The organism is Ohessyouella blattaphilus, from assembly GCF_024721265.1.
Lineage (GTDB): Bacteria > Bacillota > Clostridia > Lachnospirales > Lachnospiraceae > Aequitasia > Aequitasia blattaphilus_A.
On record NZ_JAMXOC010000010.1, the window covers coordinates 72485 to 97885 of the forward strand.

The 25401-nt window shown below is 45.2% G+C and carries 23 protein-coding genes; 21 read left to right on the forward strand and 2 right to left on the reverse strand.

Translation table 11 applies throughout. The features are described from left to right. Positions 1 to 28: 28 nt before the first annotated feature. Together NHH16_RS08195 and mnmL are read right to left on the reverse strand one after the other, a co-directional pair. Entirely contained in the window at positions 29 to 541 is a 513-nt protein-coding gene (locus NHH16_RS08195; protein ID WP_262069108.1) for a DUF4364 family protein, read from the reverse strand. Continuing rightward, positions 516 to 1445 (reverse strand): tRNA modification radical SAM protein MnmL/YtqA, encoded by a 930-nt coding sequence (gene mnmL / locus NHH16_RS08200; RefSeq protein WP_262069109.1) that lies wholly within the window; start codon positions 1443 to 1445, stop codon positions 516 to 518. Before mnmL ends, NHH16_RS08195 begins: the two co-directional genes overlap by 26 nt. Positions 1446 to 1620: 175 nt before the next feature. Between mnmL and rho the strand changes: the two genes are divergently transcribed. From rho to NHH16_RS08305, 21 genes are all read left to right on the forward strand, one after another. Continuing rightward, on the forward strand, positions 1621 to 2931 hold the full coding sequence (gene rho / locus NHH16_RS08205) for a transcription termination factor Rho (protein WP_262069110.1): 1311 nt from the start codon (positions 1621 to 1623) through the stop codon (positions 2929 to 2931). A gap of 108 nt (positions 2932 to 3039) precedes the next feature. Then, positions 3040 to 3246: a 50S ribosomal protein L31 gene (gene rpmE / locus NHH16_RS08210; protein WP_262069111.1), complete on the forward strand. Its 207-nt coding sequence runs from the start codon at positions 3040 to 3042 to the stop codon at positions 3244 to 3246. 75 nt (positions 3247 to 3321) lie between these two features. Beyond that, complete coding sequence (locus NHH16_RS08215; RefSeq protein ID WP_262069112.1) at positions 3322 to 4236, forward strand: DUF1385 domain-containing protein; 915 nt, start codon at positions 3322 to 3324, stop codon at positions 4234 to 4236. Further along, the gene (gene prmC, locus NHH16_RS08220) at positions 4199 to 5065 is read left to right on the forward strand and encodes a peptide chain release factor N(5)-glutamine methyltransferase (RefSeq protein ID WP_262069113.1); all 867 of its coding nucleotides are present in this window, start codon (positions 4199 to 4201) and stop codon (positions 5063 to 5065) included. The genes NHH16_RS08215 and prmC overlap by 38 nt, the downstream gene beginning before the upstream one ends. Positions 5066 to 5082: 17 nt before the next feature. Further along, a complete protein-coding gene (gene prfA, locus NHH16_RS08225; protein ID WP_262069114.1) occupies positions 5083 to 6156 on the forward strand; it encodes a peptide chain release factor 1 in 1074 nt (357 codons plus the stop codon). A gap of 51 nt (positions 6157 to 6207) precedes the next feature. Beyond that, entirely contained in the window at positions 6208 to 7941 is a 1734-nt protein-coding gene (locus NHH16_RS08230; RefSeq protein ID WP_262069130.1) for an ABC transporter ATP-binding protein, read from the forward strand. A gap of 49 nt (positions 7942 to 7990) precedes the next feature. After that, positions 7991 to 8896, forward strand: a complete 906-nt coding sequence (locus NHH16_RS08235) for a DUF2156 domain-containing protein (protein WP_262069115.1) — start codon at positions 7991 to 7993, stop codon at positions 8894 to 8896. Between the two features lie 3 nt (positions 8897 to 8899). Next, on the forward strand, positions 8900 to 10087 hold the full coding sequence (locus NHH16_RS08240) for a pyridoxal phosphate-dependent aminotransferase (RefSeq protein ID WP_262069116.1): 1188 nt from the start codon (positions 8900 to 8902) through the stop codon (positions 10085 to 10087). After that, positions 10088 to 11137, forward strand: coding sequence for a histidinol-phosphate transaminase (gene hisC, locus NHH16_RS08245; RefSeq protein WP_262069117.1), 1050 nt, complete (start codon positions 10088 to 10090; stop codon positions 11135 to 11137). A gap of 15 nt (positions 11138 to 11152) precedes the next feature. Beyond that, positions 11153 to 11995 carry a DUF368 domain-containing protein gene (locus NHH16_RS08250; protein ID WP_262069118.1) on the forward strand — a complete coding sequence of 281 codons (843 nt, stop codon included), beginning with the start codon at positions 11153 to 11155 and terminating at the stop codon, positions 11993 to 11995. Next, a complete protein-coding gene (locus NHH16_RS08255) occupies positions 11979 to 12368 on the forward strand; it encodes a hypothetical protein (RefSeq protein WP_262069119.1) in 390 nt (129 codons plus the stop codon). Before NHH16_RS08250 ends, NHH16_RS08255 begins: the two co-directional genes overlap by 17 nt. 76 nt (positions 12369 to 12444) lie before the next feature. After that, on the forward strand, positions 12445 to 13500 hold the full coding sequence (ispG, locus tag NHH16_RS08260) for a flavodoxin-dependent (E)-4-hydroxy-3-methylbut-2-enyl-diphosphate synthase (protein ID WP_262069120.1): 1056 nt from the start codon (positions 12445 to 12447) through the stop codon (positions 13498 to 13500). After that, positions 13493 to 17929 carry a PolC-type DNA polymerase III gene (locus NHH16_RS08265; protein ID WP_262069121.1) on the forward strand — a complete coding sequence of 1479 codons (4437 nt, stop codon included), beginning with the start codon at positions 13493 to 13495 and terminating at the stop codon, positions 17927 to 17929. Before ispG ends, NHH16_RS08265 begins: the two co-directional genes overlap by 8 nt. A 67-nt stretch (positions 17930 to 17996) precedes the next feature. Further along, positions 17997 to 18809, forward strand: coding sequence for a flavodoxin family protein (locus tag NHH16_RS08270; RefSeq protein ID WP_262069122.1), 813 nt, complete (start codon positions 17997 to 17999; stop codon positions 18807 to 18809). Between the two features lie 58 nt (positions 18810 to 18867). After that, the gene (locus tag NHH16_RS08275) at positions 18868 to 19335 is read left to right on the forward strand and encodes a pyridoxamine 5'-phosphate oxidase family protein (protein WP_262069123.1); all 468 of its coding nucleotides are present in this window, start codon (positions 18868 to 18870) and stop codon (positions 19333 to 19335) included. 106 nt (positions 19336 to 19441) lie between these two features. Next, positions 19442 to 20752 (forward strand): phenylacetate--CoA ligase family protein, encoded by a 1311-nt coding sequence (locus NHH16_RS08280; RefSeq protein ID WP_262069124.1) that lies wholly within the window; start codon positions 19442 to 19444, stop codon positions 20750 to 20752. A 1-nt stretch (position 20753) separates the two neighbouring features. Beyond that, positions 20754 to 22508, forward strand: coding sequence for an indolepyruvate ferredoxin oxidoreductase subunit alpha (gene iorA, locus NHH16_RS08285; RefSeq protein ID WP_262069125.1), 1755 nt, complete (start codon positions 20754 to 20756; stop codon positions 22506 to 22508). Continuing rightward, a complete protein-coding gene (locus NHH16_RS08290) occupies positions 22508 to 23077 on the forward strand; it encodes an indolepyruvate oxidoreductase subunit beta (protein WP_262069126.1) in 570 nt (189 codons plus the stop codon). The genes iorA and NHH16_RS08290 overlap by 1 nt, the downstream gene beginning before the upstream one ends. Positions 23078 to 23094: 17 nt before the next feature. Next, entirely contained in the window at positions 23095 to 23514 is a 420-nt protein-coding gene (locus NHH16_RS08295; RefSeq protein WP_262069127.1) for an ACT domain-containing protein, read from the forward strand. Between the two features lies 1 nt (position 23515). Beyond that, on the forward strand, positions 23516 to 24844 hold the full coding sequence (locus NHH16_RS08300; protein WP_262069128.1) for a phenylacetate--CoA ligase family protein: 1329 nt from the start codon (positions 23516 to 23518) through the stop codon (positions 24842 to 24844). A gap of 14 nt (positions 24845 to 24858) precedes the next feature. Then, on the forward strand, positions 24859 to 25308 hold the full coding sequence (locus NHH16_RS08305) for an amino acid-binding protein (protein WP_262069129.1): 450 nt from the start codon (positions 24859 to 24861) through the stop codon (positions 25306 to 25308). The last annotated feature ends 93 nt before the right edge of the window (positions 25309 to 25401 follow it).

Here is a 25401-nt window from a genome sequence, read left to right on the forward strand (position 1 = left end):
AAGCGCCTTAGGGCGCTTTTTCTAAATCTTATAAGAGTTTCTCCATGATTAGGGCATAGACTTCTTCATTTTTAGCAGTCCAATTATTAGACATCTTCTCGGCCTCACTTTCCGAGGGAACGGTTATGCTAATATCCAGTAGAGGCGTGCCTCGTTCGATAATCTGACAGCGTACCGTGAATTCGTGATTCACGTTTTCGTAATAATTGGCTTGGACGGCAGCCTCTGTCTTTAATTCGTATTTTTTTTCTTTAAAGAAGTTTTTAATATCGCTGCGAATGTCTGCGGATATTTCTTTATGGAAGAAGTTAAGGGTTTCCGCGCCGTCGTCGGTTAGGTGGTAGAGAGTACGTTTGTGAGTATTCTCTTCCCGGATTAAGCCAGAAGTCTTAAGTTCTGATAGACACTGCTGAACTTTAAAAAAATCGGTGTAACCTTCTTCAATGATGAATTCGGAAATTTGCGAGGTGGTGAGGGGGAAATCTACCCGCTCAAGCATATAAAGAATAATTAGCTTATATAAATTCTGGGTGCCTGTCATAGCTTATCTCCTTTCCTTGCCAGATGTTGTGAGCTTTAAAATAGGCATTCATTTTATTGAGAACTTGGCGTTTGTCTTTTGTCCATAGAGGGGCGATTAAAGTGTCTTTTGGTCCGTCTCCCGTTAGGCGGTGAATGACAATATCCTCTCTTAGATTACAGAGGGCTTCACCTAGTAGACTAAAGTATTCGGTAATCTCGGGGAGAGGGAAGGGGTGCTTTTTATAATAGTCAGCTAGAGGTGTTCCTTCAGTAATATACAGTAGGTGAATCTTGATGCCTTGAATATCCATTTGGTTTAGATATTTGATGGTTTCCATCATCATTTCTCTAGTTTCGCCGGGGAGACCGAAGATGACGTGGGTGATAACTGGAATATTTCGTTTTCGTAAGTCTTCAAGTGCCTTGCTAAAAGTCGCTAAAGAGAAACCGCGGTTGAGGAAATTCGCAGTTTGCTCGTGAATAGTCTGCAATCCCAGTTCAACCCAGATGGGTTTCTTTTCATTTAATGAACTTAGCATATCTAATACCTGATCATCTAAGCAGTCAGGTCTTGTGGCGATGGCGAGGATTTGCACATCGGGATGAGCGATAATCTCCTCATAGTGTTGTCTGAGATAGTTTAAGTCGCCGTAGGTGCCGGTAAAGGCCTGGGAATAAGCGATATATTTGTCGCCGGTATATTTCCTCTCGCTTTGGGCCTTGCCCTTTTTGAGAACCGTGTCGGCAAAGTCGCCGGATCCCTTTTCACTACAGAAAAGACACCCTTTGGTACTTAAGGTGCCATCTCGATTGGGGCAAGAATTGGCTACAGCCAAAGATATTTTATAAAGCTTCTGTCCATACACTTCCTTAAGGTGAAAATCAAGGGAGTGGAAGCGCTTATCTAACCACATTTTACTCATTGATTCAATCCTTTGCTGTGGCTATCATATCATTTCCAAAATAATGGTGCAAATACTTTTCATTTTTTCCCCTATCGTGTATAATGATAAAATCGAATTGTCGGTTCTGACAAATACTCCCTAACTAAAGTTGCGACTGCAGGTACATTAACATTGTGAAGAAAGAGGATTGTGCATGAGAGAGAAATACGAATCGTTGTCGTTGGCAACGCTTAAAGACTTGGCAAAAAGCCGTGGTATTCCTAAGGTTTCGGCGATGAAAAAAGCCGAAGTGGTAGAGGCAATGCTCGCCGAAGATGCGAAAGAAAAGGACCAGAGCACTCCCCCAAGAGAAGCTAAGCGCCTAGAACAAAGCCAGCTAGACAGTGGTCTGATCGCTAGCGGAATCCTTGAAGTAATGGCAGATGGTTTCGGGTTTATTAGAAGTGATAACTATATGCCAGGTGATGAGGATGTTTACGTATCCCCTTCGCAAATTCGCAAATTTGGCTTGCGAACAGGTGATGTTATCGAAGGAAAGAAGCGGGTTAAGAGCCCGCAGGAGAAGTTCTCAGCGCTTCTATATCTAACAAAGATTAATAATATGAAACCGGAAGAGGCCTCCAGAAGAACCAGTTTTGAGGATTTGACACCAATATTCCCTAATAAGCGCCTTCGCCTTGAAGTGGATCACGAGAACCGAGCGATGCGGGTAGTGGACTTAATTGCGCCAATAGGTAAAGGACAAAGAGGGATGATTGTGTCCCCGCCAAAAGCTGGTAAGACCACCCTTTTAAAGCAAGTAGCCCTTTCTATAAGAAAGAATAATCCCGAGGTGCATTTACTGATTCTTTTAATTGATGAACGCCCGGAAGAGGTAACGGATATTAAGGAAGCCATTGCCGGTAAGAACGTGGAGGTCATTCACTCGACCTTCGATGAGCTTCCTGAGCACCACAAGCGGGTCTCTGAAATGACAATTGAAAGAGCGAAACGTTTAGTGGAGCATAAGCAGGACGTTATGATTCTTTTAGACAGTATTACGAGGCTAGCCAGAGCTTATAACTTAACGGTACCACCATCAGGAAGAACCCTCTCTGGTGGACTTGATCCGGCAGCACTACATATGCCAAAGCGTTTCTTTGGTGCGGCTAGGAATATGCGAGAAGGGGGCAGTTTAACAATTCTGGCAACGGCTCTTGTGGATACCGGCAGTAAGATGGACGACGTGGTCTATGAAGAGTTTAAAGGAACGGGTAACATGGAGCTAGTACTCGATAGACGGATGTCCGAGCGCCGAATCTTCCCAGCCATTGATATTGTAAAATCAGGAACGAGACGAGATGATCTTCTCTTTACTCCGGAGGAAAAAGAGGCGGTTGACTATATGCGCCGGAACATGAACTCAGGAAGATCGGACGAAACGGTGGATCGAATCTTAAATATTTTCAGCAAGACAAAAGACAACCGGGAGTTCTTAGGGTGGTTAAAAAAGACGAAATTTTAAAAACCTAGGCTAGACAAGCCACTCTTTATGTGCTACAATAACAAAGCTGTTTAGAAATGAATTAATCACGTTAAGCGTGTAATAATAAGAAATAAAGAGGTGAATAAAATGAAACAAGGAATACATCCAGATTACTATCAAGCAACAGTAACATGTAACTGCGGGAACGAATTTGTAACAGGTTCTACCAACCAAGAAATCCACGTGGAAATCTGTTCAAAATGTCATCCGTTCTACACAGGACAACAAAAAGCTGCTCAAGCTAGAGGACGTGTAGATAAGTTCAACAAGAAATATGGTATGGACAACAAATAAGAGCGTTAAAACCGGGTTGAGATTTGAAAAAATCTCAACCTATTTTTAATTGAACAGGAAGTCTAGGAGATTTAAATGAAGAAAAGTTCAAACATCGGTGGGCAGGCAGTGCTTGAAGGCATTATGATGAAGCACGGCGATGAGTTTGCGGTGGCTGTGCGAAAAGCAGACGGCGAAATTGCGGTCCAAAAGGAAGAGTATAAAGGAAAGTTTAGCGGCTGGAAATTTACGAAGCTACCTTTTATTCGTGGTGTCTTTAATTTTATCGACTCCCTAGTCCTAGGAATCAAAACGCTGATGATTTCTGCCAGTTATATAGAAGACGAGGAAGAGGAGAAGGTGGACGAGAAGAAGGAAAAGCTAATCATGACGCTGACGACGATTGTGTCTTTTGTCATTGCGATTGGCGTTTTTATGATTCTTCCTTACTTTTTGATTAGCCTGTTAAAACCGCTGATTCCTTCTTATGGAGTGCGGACGGTAATTGAAGGGTTTATCAGGATCGGGATTTTTGTCGGCTATATTTTGTTGGTGTCGCGGATGGAAGATATTCGGCGGACCTTTATGTATCACGGGGCCGAGCATAAATGTATTAACTGTATAGAGAATGGCTTGCCACTGACGGTGGAAAACGTAGCGAAGTCCTCAAGACAGCATAAGCGCTGTGGCACTAGCTTTCTCTTTTTTGTAATGGCTATTAGTATCATCTTACTGTTGCTTATTCAGGTGGAAGCTCCCATTCTGCGAATTGTGATTCGGATTGCGCTAATTCCCGTAATTGCCGGGATTTCTTATGAGGTGCTAAAGCTAGCTGGACGCAGCGATAACTTCCTTGTGAATTTATTTAGTAAGCCAGGCCTTTGGATACAGAAGCTGACCACTAAAGAGCCGGATGCGTCTATGATAGAAGTGGCGATTGTGGCCGTAGAAGAGGTGTTTGACTGGAGAGCGTATGAAAGGGAAAACTTTGACGTACAAGCAGGCGCTTGAAGAAGGGCAGAGGGTCCTTTCCCGCGCCGGTATCGAAGAGGCGAAGACGGATGCTTTCTTGCTGTTTACAGAAGCAACGGGAATTGATCGTGGTGCTTACTACTTAAGTCCAGATAAAGCGCTGAGTGCAGAAGAGGAAGAGCGGTATCTTGCGTATCTGCAAAAGCGAGAGAGGCGAATTCCCCTGCAGCATATCTTAGGGAAGTGGGAGTTTATGGGACTGGAGTTCTTGGTAAGTCCTGATGTGTTGATTCCCCGGCAAGAGACAGAGCAGCTCGTAGAGGAAGCGTTAGGGAAGCTGACTAGTGGAATGCGGATTCTCGATATGTGCTGTGGTTCCGGTTGCATTTTACTAAGTGTGTTAAAGCTAGGACGCGAACAACATCCGAGTCTTAAAGGCTTAGGCGTTGATTTGTCGGCAGCGGCCTTGGCAGTGAGCCGAAAGAACAGTGAACGCTTGCAGGTGGAAGCAGATTTTATCCGCAGTGATTTATTTGCAGAAGTGACCGGCGAGTTTTCGATGATTATTAGCAACCCTCCTTATATAAGAAGTGAGGAGATCAAGAAATTAGCTTCTGAGGTTCGGGAGCATGATCCGCTCATGGCTCTGGATGGCGGTAGGGACGGTCTGGATTTTTACCGTCGCATCAGTCAGGATGCAAAAAAACATCTTAAAAGTGGTGGTTTTTTGCTTCTGGAGATTGGACATGACCAAGGAGAGGCTCTAAAGACTATTTTGACTCAGGATGGCTATGACAAAATCCAGGTTAAAAAGGACTTCGCTGGACTTGACCGCGTAGTTTGCTGCGAGTACAATAAGATTGATTAGTGTGAGGAGGAATACACATGTTTGATAAATTAGAGGACCTTTTGGTTCGCTATGATGAACTTATGAAGGAATTGCAAGACCCCGATGTGGCCAGTGACCAGAATCGCTTTAAAAAGCTGATGAAGGAGCAAAGCGATCTTACCCCCATCGTGGAGGCTTATAAGGAATATCGTAATGCCAAGCAAAATATCGAAGACTCTTTAACGATGCTTGATGAAGAGACCGACGAAGAGATGAAAGAGATGGCCAAAGAAGAGCTGGCTGAATCGAAAAAACGGGTAGAAGAAATCGAACAGCAACTAAAGGTCTTGCTGCTACCAAAGGACCCTAACGACGAGAAAAACGTTATTGTGGAAATTAGAGCCGGTGCTGGTGGTGATGAAGCAGCACTCTTTGCGGCAGAGATTTACCGGATGTATGCTCACTACGCTGAGCGTATGCACTGGAAAGTGGAGATGATGTCGGTTAACGAAAATGGTATCGGTGGCTTTAAAGAGTGTGCCTTTATGATTTCGGGAGCGGGAGCTTATTCAAGGCTTAAATACGAGTCAGGTGTTCATAGAGTGCAGCGGGTGCCGGAGACAGAAAGTGGCGGTCGTATTCACACCTCCACAGTTACGGTGGCGATTATGCCAGAAGCCGAAGATGTGGATGTGGAAATCGATCAAAACGATATTCGAATCGACGTGTTTCGCTCATCGGGAAATGGTGGGCAGAGCGTTAATACCACCGACTCGGCGGTGCGCTTAACCCATATGCCATCAGGGATTGTAATCTCCTGTCAGGACGAGAAGTCTCAGCTTAAGAATAAGGATAAGGCGATGAAGCTGTTGCGGGCTAAGCTCTATGAGTTAGAGCTAGAGAAGAAGCAGAGCGAAGAGGCGGCTTATCGGAAGAACCAGATTGGAACAGGAGACCGTTCAGAGAAGATTAGAACGTATAATTTCCCACAGGGACGGGTAACGGACCACCGCATCAAGCTAACCCTTCACCGTTTGGAGAATATCCTTAACGGCGACTTGGATGAAATTATCGATAGCTTAGTTACGGCAGATCAGACCGCTAAGCTAGCCAATATGAATGAAGACTAAATGATAAAAGGAAGCGGCAAGGGTAAAACCTTGTCGCTATTTGGTACAAAAATGAGAGAGAATTTAAAGAAGTTGTTAGGGTACTATAAGCCCTACAAGAAGCTGTTTTTTAGCGATTTATTTTTTGCGATTATCGGGGCTGGAGTGACTTTAGTCATTCCCCTAATCGTGCGTTACATTACGAATACAGTGATCCACTATGAGGCGTCGGAAGCAGTTAGAACAGCTTTGGTTCTTGGCGGTGTGATGATTGGTCTCGTCCTAATCGAGATGTTCTGTAACTATTACATCGCTTATTATGGACATATTATGGGAGCGAAAATCGAAGCAAATATGCGCCGAGATATTTTCGGCCATTATCAAAAGCTAACCTTTGCCTTTTACGATAACCAAAAGGTGGGAGGGCTATTATCGCGGGTTACCAGCGACCTTTTTGATATTAGTGAATTGTTACACCACGGACCGGAGGATTTAGTAATCTCCATTATTAAAATTGTAGGCTCTTTTATCATCTTAATGATGGTTAATCCAGCTCTAACCTTACTAGCCTTCGCCTTTATGCCCTTGATGATAATTTTTGCCTTCTATTTTAATGGTAAGATGAAAAGCGCCTTTGTGAGAAATAGAGAGCGAATTGGCGAGATTAACGCCCAGATTGAGGATAGTCTTTCAGGAATTCGGGTGGTTAAATCCTTTGCCAATGAAAAGGTGGAAATGAAGAAGTTTAAAAAGGGAAATGATAACTTCGTGGAAGCCAAGCGCACCAGCTATAAGTATATGGGCATCTACCACTCCGGTTTAGGAGCGATGACCACCTTGATAACAGTAGTGGTGCTTGTAGGCGGCGTCTTCTTTATGATGGACGGAACGGTAAAGACCACAGATTTGATTACGTTCCTTCTATATATTAATAACTTTACGGAGCCAGTAAGGAAGCTGGTAGTATTAACGGAACAGTTTCAGAATGGGTACTCTGGGTTTGAAAGATTCTTGGAGATTTTGGCTATTGAACCGGATATTAAAGATAAACCAGAAGCGAAAGCTGTCGATAGCTTTGCTGGGGATGTGGTCTTTAAAGACGTATCTTTTAAATATGAAGAAAATAATGAGAGTATCTTAAGTCATATCAATCTTCACGTGAAGAAGGGCGAGTACGTAGCTTTAGTCGGTCCTTCGGGAGTCGGAAAGACCACTCTTTGTTCGCTGATTCCTCGGTTCTACGAAGTGAGCGGTGGGGCGATTTTGGTGGATGATATGGATATTAGAGACGTAAAGCTAGCAGATTTGCGACGCAATATCGGCATTGTCCAGCAGGATGTGTACTTGTTTGCCGGTACGATTATGGATAATATTCGCTACGGCAAGTACGAGGCTACTGATGAAGAGGTGATTCGGGCGGCTAAGCGGGCCAATGCTCACGACTTTATTATGAGCTTCCCGGAGGGGTATGATACGGATATTGGTCAGCGGGGGGTAAAACTCTCTGGTGGTCAGAAGCAGCGTCTCTCGATTGCCCGGGTATTTTTACGGAATCCGGCCATTCTGATTTTTGATGAAGCCACTTCGGCTCTTGATAATGAGAGTGAAAAGGTGGTTCAACGATCCATGGAAGAGCTGGCCAGCGAGCGTACTACTTTCGTCATTGCTCATCGTTTATCGACGATTAGAAATGCGAAGAAAATCATTGTGTTGACGGAAAAAGGGATTACGGAAATGGGCACTCACGAAGAGCTTCTGGCCAAAAAGGGAGTCTACGAGTCACTCTACCATATGAATTTTATTTAGGGTATGATATACTTTTAAGAATAGCAAACGACAGAAAGCAGGTAGTTCTATGAATTTTAAAAAGCCCACGCTGGCTGACAAAGACACGATAAATGCATATTTTAGAAGGTATCCCAGCCGTTCCTGCGAGCGCACCTTTGCCAATATTTATCTTTGGTCAAGGCGCAATCCAGTTACCTTTGCTGTGGTTCACGACACCTTAGTTTTTAAAAGGGAGACGAAGACCGATTTGGCCTTCACCTATCCCGCAGGTGAACCGGCGGATGTAAAGGCGGCTACCCAGATGTTAGAAGAATACAGTGGCGAAAAAGGTTTTCCCTTTAAGCTTTATATGGTGACGATTAAGGATTTTGCGGAAATCGACGCCCTTTATCCAGGAAAGTACCAAATCGAATATCAACGAGATATTGCCGATTACGTATATGAACGAGAAAAGCTGGCAACCTTGGCCGGGAAAAAGCTTCACGGAAAGCGTAACCATATCAATAAGTTTTTGAAGCTTTACGATGGTCGCTGGCGCTACGAGAAGTTAACGGTAGACAATACCGAAGAGTGCTTTGATATGGCGATCCAGTGGGGGCACGCCAACGAAGCCTATACGGATCCCGATAAGAATGCGGAGATTACGGTTACCATGAACTCGCTCCGCTTGTTTGAAGAACTGGACTACGTAGGTGGGATTCTGCGAGTAGATGAGAAAGTGGTTGCTTTTACCCTTGGAGAACCGGTGACCGAAGATACCTTTGTGGTGCATATTGAGAAGGCACTGCCGGATATCGAGGGTGCCTATCCGATGATTAATCAGCAGTTCGTTCAGCATGAATGTGGTGAGTATACGTATATTAACCGCGAAGACGATACGGGTGCGGAAGGGCTTAGAAAGGCCAAGTTGTCTTATCGACCGATCTTTTTAGTGGAAAAAGGTGAAGTGACATTAAAGCAAGAGGAGAATTAAGGAATGATAGCAAAGAAAATGATTAAGATGGTAGAGGGTAGTTCTGCCATTCGGGCGATGTTTGAAGAGGGAAACCGTTTGGCGAAGGAAGTTGGTGCGGAGAATGTCTATGACTTTAGCTTGGGCAATCCTAACGTTCCAGCCCCGGAGCGGGTAAATCAAGAGATGATTCGCATCATCAAAGAGACGGATAGCCTGACGCTACATGGCTATAATAAAAGCAACAGTGGCTTTGAAGACGTTAGAAAGACCGTGGCAACAACTCTTAATAAGCGTCACCAAACGAACTTTACCCAGAAGAATATTATTATGACTGTGGGCGCAGCCGGTGGTCTTAACGTCATTTTAAAAGCGATTATTGACCCTGGCGATGAAGTGATTGTCTTTGCCCCGTATTTTGGCGAGTACCGTTCTTACGTTAGTAACTACGACGGCGTCTTAGTGGAAGTTTCGCCGAACACGGAGACTTTCCAGCCCAAGCTTTCTGAGTTTGCGGCGAAGATTACCGCTAAGACGAAAGCGGTAATCGTGAATTCTCCGAACAACCCTACGGGCGTTGTATACAGCGAAGAGACGATTAAAGGTCTGGCGAAGATCCTTCTTGAAAAAGAACAAGAATTTGGTACCGATATTGTTCTCATTAGTGATGAGCCCTATCGTGAACTGGCGTATGACAGCGCGGAGGTTCCTTATTTAACGAAATACTACCACAACACGGTGATTGGTTATTCTTTCAGTAAAAGCCTGTCGATGCCAGGAGACCGTATTGGTTACTTAGTTATTCCAGATGAAGTGGCAGATAGCGAGCAGGTATTGGCCGCGGCGAATGTGGCGAATCGTATTTTAGGTTATGTGAATGCCCCGAATCTTCAGCAAAAGGTGGTAGCCGCGTGTATCGATGAGAAGACGGACATCGCCTATTACGATCGCAATCGGAAGACCCTTTACGAAGGCTTGTCGAAGCTTGGCTTTACCTGTATTAAGCCAGAGGGTGCTTTTTACCTATTTGTAAAAACGCCGATTGCCGATGAGAAGGCTTTTGTGGCGGCAGCGAAGAAATACAATATTCTCATTGTTCCGGGAAGCTCTTTTGGCTGTCCGGGGTTTGTGCGAATCGCTTATTGTGTAGCTTACGAGACGATTACGCGGGCGTTACCAAAGTTTGCTGAGTTGATGAAGGAGTACGAATAGATGGGTTTTCGCAAGAACATTCGCCGGGTAACTCCCTACGTGCCAGGCGAGCAACCTCAGGAAAAAGTGATTAAACTTAACACCAATGAGAATCCCTATCCGCCTTCCAAAAAGGTTCAGGAGACACTAGCGGGTCTTAATCCGGCAAAGCTTCGTCTCTATCCGGATCCAGCAGCGACGAAGCTAGTGACGGCCTTAGCAGACTACTACGGTGTTAGCCAAGAAGAAGTCTTTGCAGGGGTAGGTTCTGATGACGTCTTAGCGATGTGCTTCTTAACCTTTTTTAACGGGGAAAAGCCAGTGCTATTTCCTGATGTGACGTATTCTTTTTATAAGGTGTGGGTGGAGCTTTTTAAGATTCCCTTTAGCTGTCAGCCAGTGGATGAGAATTTTAAAATTGTGAAGACGGATTATTTCACACCTAACGGAGGCATTATTATTCCTAATCCGAATGCACCCACAGGAATCTTTGAATCGCTTACTGTGATTGAAGAGATTGTGGCCGGGAATCCGGATAGTGTGGTGATTATCGACGAAGCGTATATCGATTTTGGCGGCGAGAGCGCACTTCCCTTAATCAAAAAATACCCGAATCTATTAGTGGTGCAGACCTATTCTAAGTCCCGGTCTTTAGCGGGACTGCGGGTGGGCTATGCGCTAGGAAACAAAGAGCTTATCAAGGCGTTAAACGATGTGAAGTATTCTTATAACTCCTATACCATGAATGAGTACGCGATCGAATTAGGGACAGCGGTTCTTAAGGATGAAGCGTATTTTAAGGAGAGTACCGGTCAGATTATGGAGACGAGAGAGTGGGCCAAGGAAGCGCTTGAGGAAAAAGGCTTTACCTGTTTGGACTCACGGGCCAACTTTATCTTTGCCAAGCACGAGCGCGTGCCGGCCAAAGAGATTTTTGAGAAACTTAAGGAAAAAGGAATTTACGTTCGCTTTTGGAATGATGAGCGAATTAAAGATTATTTAAGAATTACTGTGGGAATGAGAGTGGAAATGGAAAAACTACTTGCAGAAATCGAGGGGATTCTAGCATAAGGAAGGCATTTTTACATGATAGAATTAGCAGTGATTATTAAGGGTTTTATAGTAGGCGCCTTTATGTTGGTGCCTGGTGTTAGTGGCGGAACCATGTGCATGATCTTTGGTGTTTTCGATCGCTTGATTACCGCAGTTAGCGATTTTTTTAAGCGGCCGAAGCAAAGCGCGGCTTTTCTGGCCCAATTTGTGTTAGGGGCTGGCGCATCATTTCTAGCGCTTTCCGGTCTGGTGACCACACTTAACGAAAGCTTTCATCTAGAGGTCGCCTTTTTCGTTATCGGTGCTATTATTGCCGGGATTCCGGTAATCTACCGGGAAGCCCAGATAAAAAAGATAAACATTAAGGTGATTATCTACGGTCTTTTGGGAGTGCTTCTTGTGTATTTATTGGCACAGATTCCGAAGAACGTTTTTACGGTAACTGAGTTTAATTTGAGCGGAGTGATTATTCAGATTATCGCGGGGGTTTTAGGGGCTCTGGGGTTAGTCTTACCGGGGATTTCTTTTTCGGCCATGCTTTACATGATGGGTGTTTATAACTTTATCTACGGTAGTATCGGCGATCGCAACTTTCTCGTACTGATTCCCTTTGGTATCGGGATGGTGCTAGGCGTACTTTTGCTCACCAGGGTGCTAGAAATCTGTATGAAGAAGTATCCCACGCCAACCTATATGATTATTTTAGGGTTTGTCATTGGCTCTATTGGCGATATAATAAAAGAGCTAGAGCATAGACCGGCTGGCATACAGTGGCTGATTTGCCTAGTGACTTTTGTGTTTGGCTTTATGTGTATCCATTTAATGGAGCGCTTTCAGAAGATAAACGGAGGGGAAGTATATGATAGTGGAAAGTGAAAAAAAACGAACGACAATCTGGCGGGTAATTATTACGGTTACCACGGTAATTATTGTAGCGCTAGGAGTTTTTCTGGTGGTCAAGATGTTTACCGGCAATCCCTTAGCAGGTACTTGGACCCTAGATGATGGGACCATGACCTTGGAAATAGGTAGCAGCAAAGCCGTCGTCACTTCCTTGGATGAGGAGGGTAGTCTGACTTATGACTATAAGCTAAACCCACAAGAGAAAGAGATTCAATTTATGAAAAGAGAGAGTGGCACTGCTAGTCTAGAGGCTCTTGATTCGTCTTTTAACTATAGCGTAGACGGAGAAGTCCTTACGCTAAGCGAAAGGGAGTACGGCGAGCAATTTATCTTTGAAAAAGAATAGAACGTATACGTTGCCCCCTGCTGGTTTGTAAGGCAGTGGGCTTTCGTACACTTTATCCCAGATTTAGGAGGTCAGGATGATAAGAGAACATACGAAGGAAGTTAGAATCGGCAACGTCGTTATCGGTGGTGGTCATCCGGTGGCGATTCAGTCTATGACCAATACGAAGACAGAGGACGCCCAGGGAACGGTTGCCCAGATTAAGCGCTTGGAAGCAGCTGGGTGCGAAATCGTCAGGGTGGCTGTGCCGACGATGGAAGCCGCGAGGGCCATTAAGGAGATTAAAAGTCAAATCGCGATTCCTTTAGTGGCGGACATCCACTTTGATTATCGCCTGGCGCTTGCCGCTATTGAAAACGGAGCCGACAAGATTCGGATTAACCCCGGAAATATTGGCGATGAGAAACGGGTGCAAGAAGTGGTAGAAGCGGCGAAGCGCGTAGGGATACCGATCCGCATCGGCGTAAATAGCGGCTCTTTAGAAAAACATATTTTAGAAAAGTACGGTAAAGTAACACCAGTTGGACTAGTAGAGAGTGCCCTAGAAAAGGTGCGCCTAATTGAGAACATGGGGTATGATAATCTTGTAATTAGTATTAAATCATCCGATGTGATGCTTTGTGCTAAGGCTCACGAATTAATTGCGAAAGAGACCAATTATCCCCTACATGTAGGGATTACCGAGGCGGGCACTCTATTTGCCGGCAATATCAAGTCCGCGGTGGGCCTGGGGATCATTCTCTCTCAGGGAATCGGTGACACCATTCGCGTCTCCTTAACAGGGGATCCGGTAGAAGAGATTAAATCGGCGAAATTGATTTTGAAAACACTAGGTCTGCGAACAGGCGGTGTTACGGTGGTGTCTTGTCCGACTTGTGGGCGCACCCAGATTGATTTAATCGGCTTAGCGGAAAAGGTAGAAGCATTAGTAGCAGATATGCCTCTTGATATTAAAGTGGCGGTAATGGGCTGTGTGGTCAATGGACCGGGAGAAGCGAGAGAAGCAGATATCGGTATTGCCGGTGGCGACGGTGTGGGCCTGATTATCAAAAAAGGCGAAGTGGTAAAAAAAGTAAAAGAAGAATTGTTGCTTAAAGAGCTAGAAGAGGAGCTTAATAACTGGAATGGATAAAGGATTTAGTAGCGTCTTTCCAAGCTTAAAATTAGATGAAGATATTCAAGTGACCATGCAAGACTGCGAAGTCTTAAAGGTGGCTACCAACAGAAAGAAGGATAAGTTGCGGCTGTACCTGGTGTTTCACCATTTGGTGCAAAAGTCTCTTCTTGATGAGGTGGCCACCGCGATAAAGACACAGTTATTTGGTCATACGCGGATTAAAATAGAAATTGTGGAGCGGTTTGAACTCTCCGAACTATATACACCGGAGTATATTTTCGGCGAATATGGCAGCAGTATTATGGAAGAGCTAAGTGGGATTAGCGTCATTGCCGCCAAGATTTTTGAGAGTGCCAAAATCTCTTTTGATGAGGGAAATATCGTCCGTCTAGAGCTTCTTGATAGCTTTGTGACGCGGGATAAACAGACCTTAGTAGAAGAATATCTGCTAGGTCTTTTTCGGGAGCGAATGGGGATTCCTATTGATCTGCGGATCATCTCTTCAGGAAAAAAACGCAGTGCTCTCAAAGACAGTAGCGTTCTCCTCGAACGGGAAGTTATGAGTATTGTGAAAAACTCAGAAAAGGCTCAGGCTCTGCAAAAGGCCAAGAAAGAAAAAGAGCAGGAGAAGAAGGAAAAGCCGAAGAAGGAGTATACGAGACCGCCAGTAGCTACCGATCCAGGGCTATTCTATGGACGGGCTTTTGACGAGGAGCCAACTCCCCTTAACGAAGTTACTCAGGAGATGGGGGAAATTGTCATTAAGGGCAAGGTTATCTCCCAGGAAACCCGTGAGATCAAAGGTGATAGGGCAATCCTTATCTTTGTGGTAACCGACTTTACCGACAGCATCAAGGTTAAGTTTTTCGTAAAGAACGAAAGACTTCCGGAAATGCTCGATAAGATAAAAAAAGGTAAGTTCCTAAAGATTAAAGGGGTTACCATCTTTGATCAGTACGATAAGGAACTGGAAATCGGGAGTATTGCCGGGATTTCGGCGATTAGTGACTTTACCGTTAGTAGAGAAGATTTGGCTCTTAGGAAACGGGTAGAGCTTCATTGTCATACGAAGATGAGCGATATGGATGCCGTCAGTGAGGCGAAGGACTTAGTGAAACGAGCTCACGATTGGGGGCACGCAGCGATTGCGATTACGGACCACGGGGTAGTTCAGGCGTTTCCCGATGCCTACCACTATATCCAAGACCTGCGAAAAGCGGATCCAGAAGATCCCTTCAAGGTAATCTACGGCGTAGAAGCTTATCTGGTAGACGATTTGCAGGATGTGGCAGTAAAGGAAAAGGGACAAAGTTTTGATGATTCCTTTGTTGTCTTCGACCTTGAGACCACCGGCTTTAGTCGAATTAAGGATAAGATTATTGAAATTGGGGCGGTAAAAGTCGAAGGGGGCGAGATTGTCGATACCTTTAGCACTTTTGTTAACCCAGAGCGACCGATTCCTTACGATATAATAAAGCTTACTAGTATTGATGACAATATGGTCAAAGATGCGCCCAAAATCGAGGAAGTGTTTCCCCAGTTTTTGGAATTTGTAGGCGATAGTGTGATGGTGGCTCATAACGCTCCTTTTGATATGGGCTTTATTGAGCAAAATATGCGTTATCAGGAGATAGAGGGCGAGTTTACCAGTATCGATACAGTGGCGCTAGCAAGGATTCTCCTGCCGGATCTTTCCAGGTTTAAGTTAAACAACGTGGCAAAAGCACTGAAGATTAAGCTGGATAATCATCACCGCGCCGTGGATGACGCCGGTGCCACGGCAGAGATTTTTGTAAAGTTTATTGAGATGCTAAAAGATAGAGGCGTACAGACTTTAGCGAAGCTTAATGAATTAGGAGCTACCAGTAAAGACTTAGTGCGGAAGTCTTTCTCTCACCATGCGATTATTCTGGCCACGAACCAGACGGGAATGTTGAATCTATATCGACTGATAAGCAAGTCTCACCTAGACTACTTTAACCGCAGTCCGAAGATTCCGAAAACCGAGTTTTCCAATTACCGCGAAGGCCTGATTCTTGGAACGGCTTGTGAGGCGGGTGAGCTTTTTCAGGCAATTATAAACGAGCGTCCACAAAAAGAGATTGCTAAGCTAGTGAATTATTATGATTTCTTAGAGATCCAACCAACTGGCAACAACGCCTTTATGCTTCGCAGTGACAAGTATCCTCAGTTTAATACAGTCGAAGACTTACAAGCGGTTAATGAGAAGATTATCGAATTAGGCGAACGGTTTGAGAAGCCGGTAGTAGCCACTTGCGACGTACATTTCCTTGACCCCGATGATGAAATCTATCGGCGGATTATTATGGCCGGAAAAGGCTTTGATGATGCAGATCTACAGCCGCCGCTATATCTCCATACCACCGAGGAGATGCTAGAAGAGTTTTCTTATTTGGGTTCTAAGAAGGCAGAAGAGGTGGTGATTGAGAATCCCAACAAGATTGCCGCCATGATTGAGGATGTGAAGCCGATTTCACCAGATAAATGTCCACCGGAAATCGAAGGCTCTGACGAGGAGCTAAGACGTATCTGTTACGACAAGGCTCACAGTATCTACGGAGAAAATTTGCCGGAGGTGGTAAGTGAGCGTCTAGAGACCGAGTTGGATTCGATTATCTCTAACGGTTATGCGGTTATGTATATTATCGCCCAGAAGCTGGTGTGGAAGTCTGTGGCTGACGGGTACCTGGTAGGCTCAAGAGGTTCGGTTGGTTCGTCCTTTGTGGCGACGATGGCAGGTATTACGGAAGTAAATCCCCTTGGTCCACATTACTACTGTTCCCAGTGTCATTACTATGACTTTGACTCAGACTTAATCAAAGAATATGCAGACGGCTGTGGCTTTGACATGCCAGATAGAGAGTGTCCAGAGTGCGGAGCCCCTCTTCATAAAGAAGGGTTTAACATTCCTTTCGAGACTTTCTTAGGGTTTGCTGGGGAGAGTAAGGAACCGGATATTGACCTTAACTTCTCCGGTGAATACCAAAGTAAAGCCCATAAGTATACAGAAGAGCTATTTGGAGAAGGCTATACTTTTAAGGCGGGCACCGTCGGCACCTTGGCCGATAAGACAGCCTTTGGCTTTGTAAAGAAGTATTACGACGAGAAAAATATCGTTAAAAGAAACTGTGAAGTTGACAGAATCGTTTCTGGCTGTACGGGCGTTCGTAGGAGTACCGGTCAGCACCCAGGTGGAATTATCGTCTTGCCAAAAGGCCATGAAATTAATGAATTTACCCCGGTGCAGCGACCGGCCAATGATGTAAAGTCGGATATTATCACTACCCATTTTGATTATCACTCCATTGATGCCAACTTGCTTAAGCTGGATATTCTTGGTCATGATGATCCGACGATGATTAAGTCTTTGGAGAACTTCATTAACTCGCCGGCGATGGAAAATGAATATGGCCCAGATAATCCTTTCAAAGCTACCGATATTCCTCTTGATGAGCCTAAGGTTATGAGTTTGTTTCACGGAACAGAAGCCCTGGGGATTAAACCAGAGGATATCGACGGCACGAAGCTAGGGTGTCTGGGAATCCCTGAGTTTGGTACGGATTTTGTTATTCAGATGGTAATCGAAGCCAAGCCTCAGAACCTATCGGATTTGCTGCGGATTTCAGGGCTTTCTCACGGCACGGATGTGTGGATTAATAACGCTCAGGAGCTTATTAAGACAGGGAAGGCGACGATTTCTACAGCTATTTGTACCAGGGATGATATTATGGTGTACCTGATTAATAAGGGCTTAAACCCAGGGGACGCCTTTAAGATTATGGAACAAGTGCGTAAGGGACGAAGCGTTACCCCCGCTCAGGAGGAGATGATGCTTAGTCACGATGTGCCGGAGTGGTACATCTGGTCTTGTAAGTTGATTAAGTATATGTTCCCTAAGGCTCACGCAGCCGCTTACGTGATGATGGCTTACCGGATTGCCTATTGCAAAATCTACCATCCACTAGCCTATTACGCTTCCTATTTTGGGATCCGGGCCGATGCTTTTTCCTATGAGCAGATGTGCATGGGACAAGATAAGCTAAAGGCTCTTCTAAAAGAGCTAAAGGCGAAAGGCAAAGATATTACCAAAAAGAAAGAAGAAGATACGATTAAAGATATGCGCCTGGTGCAGGAAATGTACGCTCGCGGCTTTGATTTTGTACCGATTGACATCTACAAAGCGAAAGCCTATGAGTTTCAGATTATCGGCGATAAGCTCATGCCACCTCTTTCTAGCATTGATGGTCTTGGCGAAAAGGCGGCTATCGAGATGGAGCAGGCGGCCAAAGAAGGTCCCTTCTTATCGAAAGATGACTTTAAGAGCCGTTCTAAGGTCTCCCAAACGGTAGTGGATACCATGGGACGCCTAGGATTATTAGGGGATATCCCTGAATCCAATCAATTATCTCTATTTGATATTTAATGAGGGCGCTAGATGTGATACAATATTTTAGTAGTTGCAGATAAACAGGATAAAGGCGGAAAAAATTGTGAGAGTAACATTGATTCATGGACAGTCCCATCGGGAGAGCAGTTATCATTTGGGACAGATACTAGCAAAAAAAATTGCCCAAGCAGAGGATATCGAAGAGATCTTCTTACCTGCGGATTTCAAAGAGTTTTGTTGTGGCTGTGCCAATTGCTTTATAAAAGGGGAAGAGACGTGTCCTCATTACCAGCAGGTAAAGCAGGTCTTGGATAAAATTGATAGAGCCCAGACCCTGATTTTTACCACACCGGTGTACGCTATGCGCACCAGTGGGGGGATGAAGACTTTACTGGATCATTTGAGCTATCAGTTTATGGTTCATCGACCTTCAGAACTGTCCTTTAAGCGCCAAGCGGTGGTCATCGCTACCGGTGCTGGTGGTGGCATGAGAAGCGCCTGCAAAGATATTAGTACCAGTCTCTTTCACTGGGGAACGGCGAGAACGTATACTTACAAGATGGCAAGTGCCAGTACGACTTGGGAGAATGTGAAGGAAGACAAGAAAAAACGAGCCGAGATGGACTTATCAGGAATGGCGAAGACGATTATCGATCGCTCTTTTGCCCCGGTGCCCAGAGTACCAGTGAAGCTTTGGTTTCATCTCTGCCGCCTTGTGATTCCTAAGATGGGAAATGACTGCGACATGAACTACTGGCGGGATAAAGGCTGGCTTGATAAAAGGCGACCCTGGCCGGTAATCGCTCTCGGCGATAGAATAAAGTCGGGCTGGGAGATCGTGACTTCTAAGCTTGGCGAGTTGACGAAGAAAAAGGTTGCTAGTCAAGAAGCTGTCAGTAAAAATCTACAGAAATAGTAGAAGCCGGAAGATAAAACTTCCGGCTGTTTTTGCATCAGAGAATAGGAGAAGCGAAATGCGGAGAAAAGAAAGAGAAGTGACGGATTTACAAGAAATTAGAGAGTTTTTAGAAGGTCAGGAAGTGTGCCGTGTGGCTTTTGTGGATGAGGGGGCTCCTTATATTTTGCCCCTTAATTACGGCTATGAACTCAGTGAGCAGGGGGCGTTAACGCTTTATATTCACTCGGGCAAATTAGGGAAGAAGATGGATATTGTAAAAGAACAGCCTTACGTGGGGGTTGAGCTTGACGGGAACCACCAGTTAGTCACAGGAAAGGCAGGGTGTAACTATACGTATAAGTATTTTAGCCTGGTGGGCAAAGGGAAAGTGACCCTTCTTGAAGGTGAGGAAAAGCAAGCTGGACTAGAAAAGCTAATGGCTCATTTTACGAAAGAGCCGGTAGCCTTTAACGAAAAGATGATCGGTGCCGTCGAGCTACTGAAGCTAGAAGTAACCTCTTTCGCCTGCAAAAAAAATGCCTAAACGGGCAATTTAGCGCTTTAACTCGCAAAAGTATTATGGTATAATGTAACGAAATGCGGATGCCAATTAGGCGGCATAATACTTAGGATGAAGGAGTGAAAGAAAGATGATTTGGGCAAAAGAAGAAACCCTTTCACGTAGCGAAATGGAAGCGCTGCAACTTAAAAAACTAAAGGAGACGGCATCCTATATCTATGACCGAGTAGAGCCCTATCGAAAGAAAATGGATGAGGCCGGAGTAAAGCCAGAAGATATTCAGTCTTTGGCGGATTTACAGAAGCTTCCTTTTACTTATAAAGTGGATTTTAGAGACAATTATCCGACAGGTCTATTTGCTGTCGATAAAAAAGAGTTGGTGCGTTTTCACGCTAGTAGCGGAACGACCGGCAAGCCGACGATGGTAGGTTATACAAGGAAAGATATGGAGAACTGGACCGAGAATGTGGCTAGAGTTGTCTGTATGGGCGGAGCTAGTGATCAAGATGTAGCGCAGATTTCCTTTGGCTACGGAACGTTTACCGGGGCCCTCGGTCTACACGGTGGTCTGGAGAAGGTGGGTGCCGCGGTTATTCCCATGTCTTCTGGTAATGCCAAGAAGCAGATGATGTTTATGGAGGATTTAGGTGTAACCCTACTAGTCGCAACTCCGTCCTACGCCCTTCACTTAGGGGAAGAGCTAAAAGCGAGAGGCCTTGATCCAAGTAAAGATTTGAGTTTACGAATCGGCCTTTTTGGAGGCGAAGGCATGACAGAAGCGATGCGAGATGAAATGCATAAGCTCTGGGGTGAAGATTTCTTCTGTACCCAGAATTACGGGATGAGCGAGCTTTGTGGACCTGGGGTTGCAGGAGAGTGTGAAGCCCTGACAGGGATGCATTTTAATGAAGACTGGTTTATCCCAGAGATTATTGATCCAGTGACGGAAGAAGTCTTACCTCCAGGTGAGCGAGGAGAGCTAGTGATTACTTGCTTAGGCAAGGAAGCGATTCCGCTAGTGCGGTACCGGACGGGGGATTTGACTCGTTTAATGTACGAGCCATGCTCATGCGGACGAACGACGGTGCGGATGGAGAATATTACCGGTAGAGCGGATGATATGCTGGTTATTCGCGGGGTCAATGTCTTCCCCACTCAGATTGAAGAAGTGCTCTTTAGTATTCCCGAGATTGGTCCTCACTACGAGATTCTCGTGGAGCGTATCAACCATTTAGATGCGATGACGATTAGCGTAGAGCTGGTGGACGATACCTTATTAGATAGTTATTCTAAGCTAAGCGAGCTAGGCGACCGGATTAAGACCGGTCTAAAGGAACAGCTAGGGTTAGCGACGAAAATAAAATTAGTGGCGCCTCAATCGCTAAAGCGGTTTGAGGGAAAAGCCAAACGAGTTACAGATTTACGAAAGGATGGAGTATAAGATGTCAGGAAAGAAAGTGATAATGCTAGGCAATGAAGCGATTGCTAGAGGCGCTTATGAGGCTGGGGTTAAAGTATCAAGCGCGTATCCAGGAACGCCTAGTACCGAAGTAAGTGAGTATATGGTGCAGTATAAGGATGATGTGTACTGCGAATGGGCTCCGAATGAAAAAGTAGCAGCAGAGGTAGCGATTGGTGCTTCCTTAGCTGGTGAGCGTGCCCTTGTCTGTATGAAGCATGTTGGGTTTAACGTGGCGGCTGATCCAGCGTATTCCGTATCCTATATGGGGGTGGGCGGCGGTCTTATCTTTATGGTGGCAGACGACCCCGGACTTTATAGCTCGCAAAATGAACAAGATACCAGAATGGTTGCTAGAGCGGCTAAGCTTCCCGTCATCGAACCGGCGAACTCTCAGGAGGCGAAGGAGTTCCTAAAGGCTGCCTATGATCTAAGTGAAGAGTTTGACCGTCCCATCGTGTTCCGGACGACCACGAGACTAGCTCATTCTCAAAGCTTTGTAGAATTAGATGAGCGCGCGGAAAAGGAAGGCAAAGCCTATGAAAAGGACGTGCGTAAGAATGTTCTGATGCCGGCGAACGCCAAGGGACGCCATACGGTAATTGAAAAAGAGATGGCGAGGCTCGCAGAAGCTGCCAATTCTTTGCCTATGAACAAAGTAGAAATGAAGGATACGAAAATTGGTGTTATTACTAGCGGAATTCCTTATCTCTACGTAAAGGAAGCGCTGCCAGAAGCCTCGGTTTTAAAGCTAGGGTTAGTAAATCCGCTACCGAAAGAACTGATCGCAGACTTCGCTAGCAAAGTGGATGAACTATATATTATTGAAGAATTAGATCCTGTGATTGAGGACCAGATAAAAGCTTGGGGTATTCCTTGTAAAGGGAAAGACTTATTCTCTGTGGAAGGTGAATACTCAGCGAACATGCTTAAAAAAGTGATTTTAGGCGAAGAGACAGAAGTAAAAGTGGCGGCAGAAAACGTGCCAAACAGACCGCCGATTCTTTGTCCAGGCTGTCCTCACAGAAGCGTATATCACGTCCTTAATAAATTGGGCATTCACGCAGCTGGTGATATCGGCTGTTATACCCTAGGAGCGGTACCACCGCTAAGCGTAGTGGATACCACCATTTGTATGGGTGCTAGTATCTCTTCCCTTCACGGTATGGAAAAGGCTAAAGGAAAAGAATACATTAAGAACTGGGTAGCCGTTATCGGTGACTCCACCTTCTTACATACAGGTGTTAACTCACTGATGAACATGGTCTATAATAACGGCACCGGGACAGTGATGATTCTCGATAATTCAACCACCGGAATGACTGGACACCAAGACCACGCGGCTACCGGTAAGACGCTGCAAGGGGATGACACCTATGCCATTAATATTATGGGGCTAGTGAAATCATTAGGCATTAAGAACGTTCAGGAAATCAATGCCTTTGATATAGAAGGTTTAGAAAAGCTGGTGAAAGAGGAAGTGGCAAAAGATGAGATTTCGGTCATTATTACGAAATCCCCTTGTGTCCTTTTGACCAAGGGAGCCAAACCTTTCTACAGAGTGGATGCGGATAAATGTAAAAAGTGCGGAATGTGTCTCAAGCCAGCGTGTCCGGCCATGGAGAAATTAGCTGACAAGACCGCGTATATCGATACTACCATGTGTACCGGTTGTGGTCTTTGTGACTCCTTATGTAAGTTTGGAGCAATTGAATTTGTAAAGGCAGGTGAGCGCTAATGACAACGAAAAATATCATGATCGTCGGGGTAGGTGGACAGGGAACGCTGCTTACTAGTCGTATTTTAGGAGGTCTGGCAACCAGTGCAGGCTATGACGTAAAGCTATCGGAAGTTCACGGAATGGCCCAAAGAGGCGGCAGTGTAGTGACCTTTGTGCGCTACGGTAAAGAAGTACAAGAGCCGATTGTGGAAGAAGGGCAAGCAGATGTTATTATCGCTTTTGAACGCTTAGAAGCGCTGCGCTACAAGCACTTTCTGAAGCCGGAAGGGGTTCTGATTATTAATGATTGGCGGATTAACCCGATGCCAGTAGTTATCGGTGCAGCTACGTATCCAGAGGGAATTATTGAAGAATTGCAAAAGGATTGTAAGGTTCAAGTCGTCAAAGCCCAAGAGGCAGCAGTGGAGCTTGGAAATGCCCGGGTCTTTAACCTGGTTGTTCTCGGTGCGGCTGCAAAGAATATGAATTTTACAAAAGAGCAGTGGTTCCAGGTGATTCGTGATACGGTGCCGCCTAAAACGGTAGATATCAACATTGCTGCCTTTTTAAAAGGGTATGAATTATAGAAAGGGGGAGCGAAAAGATGATTAAACAAGTATCCATTTTTGTTGAAAATAAGCCAGGTGCGATGATGGAAATCACGGAAGCGCTAAGTAGTGCTCAGGTAAATATTCGAGCGATTGCCGCCTTTGATACCCCTGAATTCGGAATTCTAAGATTGGTGGTGGATAACCCCAAGAAGGCGAAAGAGGATCTAACGAGTAAAGGCTTTGTGGTGCGCATTCAAGAGGTAATCGGAGTTGAATTGCAAGATGAGAAAGGGACGCTTAATCACATGCTGACCTGCCTTTCAAGAGCCAATATCAACATGAATTACATCTATTCTTTCGTAATTCGTCAAGGTCGGGCGCCGATTATGGTTTTCCAAGCCGATGATGAGGAGAAGGCGAAAGAAGTATTAACCCGAGAAGGAATAAAAATGATTAAGGAAGAGGAGCTATAAGATGGCGAGAGTAAAGAATGCAGTCTGGCAAGAAAAGATTCGCGACCCACATATAGAGTGCATGAGCCGGGATGAGATGCAGGCTATTCAGAGTGAACGACTACAATCAGTGGTAAAACGGGTTTATGAACACACGCCCTTCTACTATAACAAGATGAAAGAGATGGGTCTTGAGCCGGGAGATATTCGGGGGATTGAAGATATCCATAAGCTTCCCTTTACGACGAAAGAGGACTTAAGAGATAACTATCCCTTTGGTTTGGTGGCTGTTCCTCAAGAGGAAATCGTTCGTGTCCAAGGAACGTCAGGTACTACCGGAAAACTCACTTTAGCCTCCTACTCCCAAAAGGACGTGGATGTGTGGGGAGAATGCGTGGCGAGGGCTCTTAGCATGGCGGGAATTGATCAGAGCGACCGCATTCACGTGTGCTACGGTTATGGCCTCTTTACGGGAGGTCTAGGCATTGACTTTGGTGCCCGGGAGCTTGGGGCCATGTCGATTCCCATGTCGGCGGGAAATACCAAAAGACAGATTATGTGTATGGAAGACTTTGGTGCCACCGCTTTTGCTTGTACTCCTTCCTACGCCCTATACTTGGCCGAAAGTATTCGGGAAGCCGGTCTCGTCGACAAGATGAAGATTCGCGTAGGTATCCACGGAGCCGAGCCTTGGACGGAAGAAATGCGTAAAGAGATTGAAGATATCTTAGACATCGACTGCTTCGATATCTATGGTTTATGCGAGATTACCGGACCGGGGGTGGCGATGGATTGTATTCATCATAAAGGACTGCATGTGTTCGAAGATCACTTCTATCCAGAGGTTTTAAATCCGAAAACCAACGAGCCCTGCGCCGATAACGAATCAGGTGAGCTAGTCTTTACTACCTTATCAAAGGAAGCCATGCCGTTACTAAGATATCGGACCAAGGATATTACCAGCATCCAAAGAGACGTTTGTGAGTGTGGCAGGACCCTGCCAAGAATCCAGAAATTCACTGGTAGAACCGATGATATGAAGGTGATTCGCGGCGTCAATGTCTTCCCAACCCAGGTTGAAGCGGCCCTGCTTTCAATGGGTGGTGTGGCTCCTCACTATAAGATGATCGTTGACAGAGTGGAAGGTCAAGATGTTTTGACGGTAATGGTCGAAGTTGATGAACAATACTTCTCTGATGAAATTCGTAAATTGGATGAATTAAAGCAAAGAGTTGGAAAAGTCTTAAAAGAAACCCTAGGCATCTCTGTAAAAGTGCGTTTGGTAGAGCCGAAATCCATTGAACGCAGTGAAGGAAAAGCGGTGCGGGTAATCGACAATCGTGACTTATAGGAAGGAAGTAGCATATGGAAAAAAAGTATATGATAAAACAACTTTCCGTCTTTTTGGAAAATCGTAAGGGTCGTCTTGATGATGTCTTAGCAACATTAGCTTCTAGCGATGTAAATATCGTGGCTATGTCCTTAGCGGATACTTCGGAATTCGGCATGCTTCGGATTATTGCCTCCGATCCCTTTGCCGGTAAGAAGGTCCTAAAAGAAGCAGGATTTACAGCAGTTTTAACTGATGTGGTAGCTTTACGAGTGCCCCATACCACTGGGTCGCTAAGTAAAGCTATGCATCAGATTGTGGAAGCTGGTGTAAATATTGAATATATGTACGCTTTTGCCAACAATGAAGACGCTTCGGCAGTGCTTAAGAGCGACGATCCCGAAAAGGTGGTAGCAATTTTACAAAACACTGGTTTCGGTGTCTGGACAGAACAAGAAGCTTATATGGCGACTAGTGGAAACTAGAAAAAAGAGATACGCATTCAAGCGTATCTCTTTTGTGCAGTGCGCCTGGCGGCGCACGTTTCTAACCGGTGTAAGTCCGCAATCCGCCCGGTA

Coding starts and splice junctions, on each gene's coding strand:
- NHH16_RS08240 (WP_262069116.1), top strand. CDS start 8,900: ATGATAGCAAAGAAAATGATTAAGATGGTAGAGGGTAGTTCTGCCATT.
- NHH16_RS08250 (WP_262069118.1), top strand. CDS start 11,153: ATGATAGAATTAGCAGTGATTATTAAGGGTTTTATAGTAGGCGCCTTT.
- ispG (WP_262069120.1), top strand. CDS start 12,445: ATGATAAGAGAACATACGAAGGAAGTTAGAATCGGCAACGTCGTTATC.
- NHH16_RS08265 (WP_262069121.1), top strand. CDS start 13,493: ATGGATAAAGGATTTAGTAGCGTCTTTCCAAGCTTAAAATTAGATGAA.
- NHH16_RS08230 (WP_262069130.1), top strand. CDS start 6,208: ATGAGAGAGAATTTAAAGAAGTTGTTAGGGTACTATAAGCCCTACAAG.
- NHH16_RS08290 (WP_262069126.1), top strand. CDS start 22,508: ATGACAACGAAAAATATCATGATCGTCGGGGTAGGTGGACAGGGAACG.
- mnmL (WP_262069109.1), bottom strand. CDS start 1,445: ATGAGTAAAATGTGGTTAGATAAGCGCTTCCACTCCCTTGATTTTCAC.
- NHH16_RS08295 (WP_262069127.1), top strand. CDS start 23,095: ATGATTAAACAAGTATCCATTTTTGTTGAAAATAAGCCAGGTGCGATG.
- prfA (WP_262069114.1), top strand. CDS start 5,083: ATGTTTGATAAATTAGAGGACCTTTTGGTTCGCTATGATGAACTTATG.
- NHH16_RS08195 (WP_262069108.1), bottom strand. CDS start 541: ATGACAGGCACCCAGAATTTATATAAGCTAATTATTCTTTATATGCTT.
- NHH16_RS08235 (WP_262069115.1), top strand. CDS start 7,991: ATGAATTTTAAAAAGCCCACGCTGGCTGACAAAGACACGATAAATGCA.
- NHH16_RS08305 (WP_262069129.1), top strand. CDS start 24,859: ATGGAAAAAAAGTATATGATAAAACAACTTTCCGTCTTTTTGGAAAAT.
- iorA (WP_262069125.1), top strand. CDS start 20,754: ATGTCAGGAAAGAAAGTGATAATGCTAGGCAATGAAGCGATTGCTAGA.
- NHH16_RS08255 (WP_262069119.1), top strand. CDS start 11,979: ATGATAGTGGAAAGTGAAAAAAAACGAACGACAATCTGGCGGGTAATT.
- rho (WP_262069110.1), top strand. CDS start 1,621: ATGAGAGAGAAATACGAATCGTTGTCGTTGGCAACGCTTAAAGACTTG.
- NHH16_RS08280 (WP_262069124.1), top strand. CDS start 19,442: ATGATTTGGGCAAAAGAAGAAACCCTTTCACGTAGCGAAATGGAAGCG.
- NHH16_RS08300 (WP_262069128.1), top strand. CDS start 23,516: ATGGCGAGAGTAAAGAATGCAGTCTGGCAAGAAAAGATTCGCGACCCA.
- NHH16_RS08275 (WP_262069123.1), top strand. CDS start 18,868: ATGCGGAGAAAAGAAAGAGAAGTGACGGATTTACAAGAAATTAGAGAG.
- prmC (WP_262069113.1), top strand. CDS start 4,199: ATGAAAGGGAAAACTTTGACGTACAAGCAGGCGCTTGAAGAAGGGCAG.
- rpmE (WP_262069111.1), top strand. CDS start 3,040: ATGAAACAAGGAATACATCCAGATTACTATCAAGCAACAGTAACATGT.
- NHH16_RS08215 (WP_262069112.1), top strand. CDS start 3,322: ATGAAGAAAAGTTCAAACATCGGTGGGCAGGCAGTGCTTGAAGGCATT.
- hisC (WP_262069117.1), top strand. CDS start 10,088: ATGGGTTTTCGCAAGAACATTCGCCGGGTAACTCCCTACGTGCCAGGC.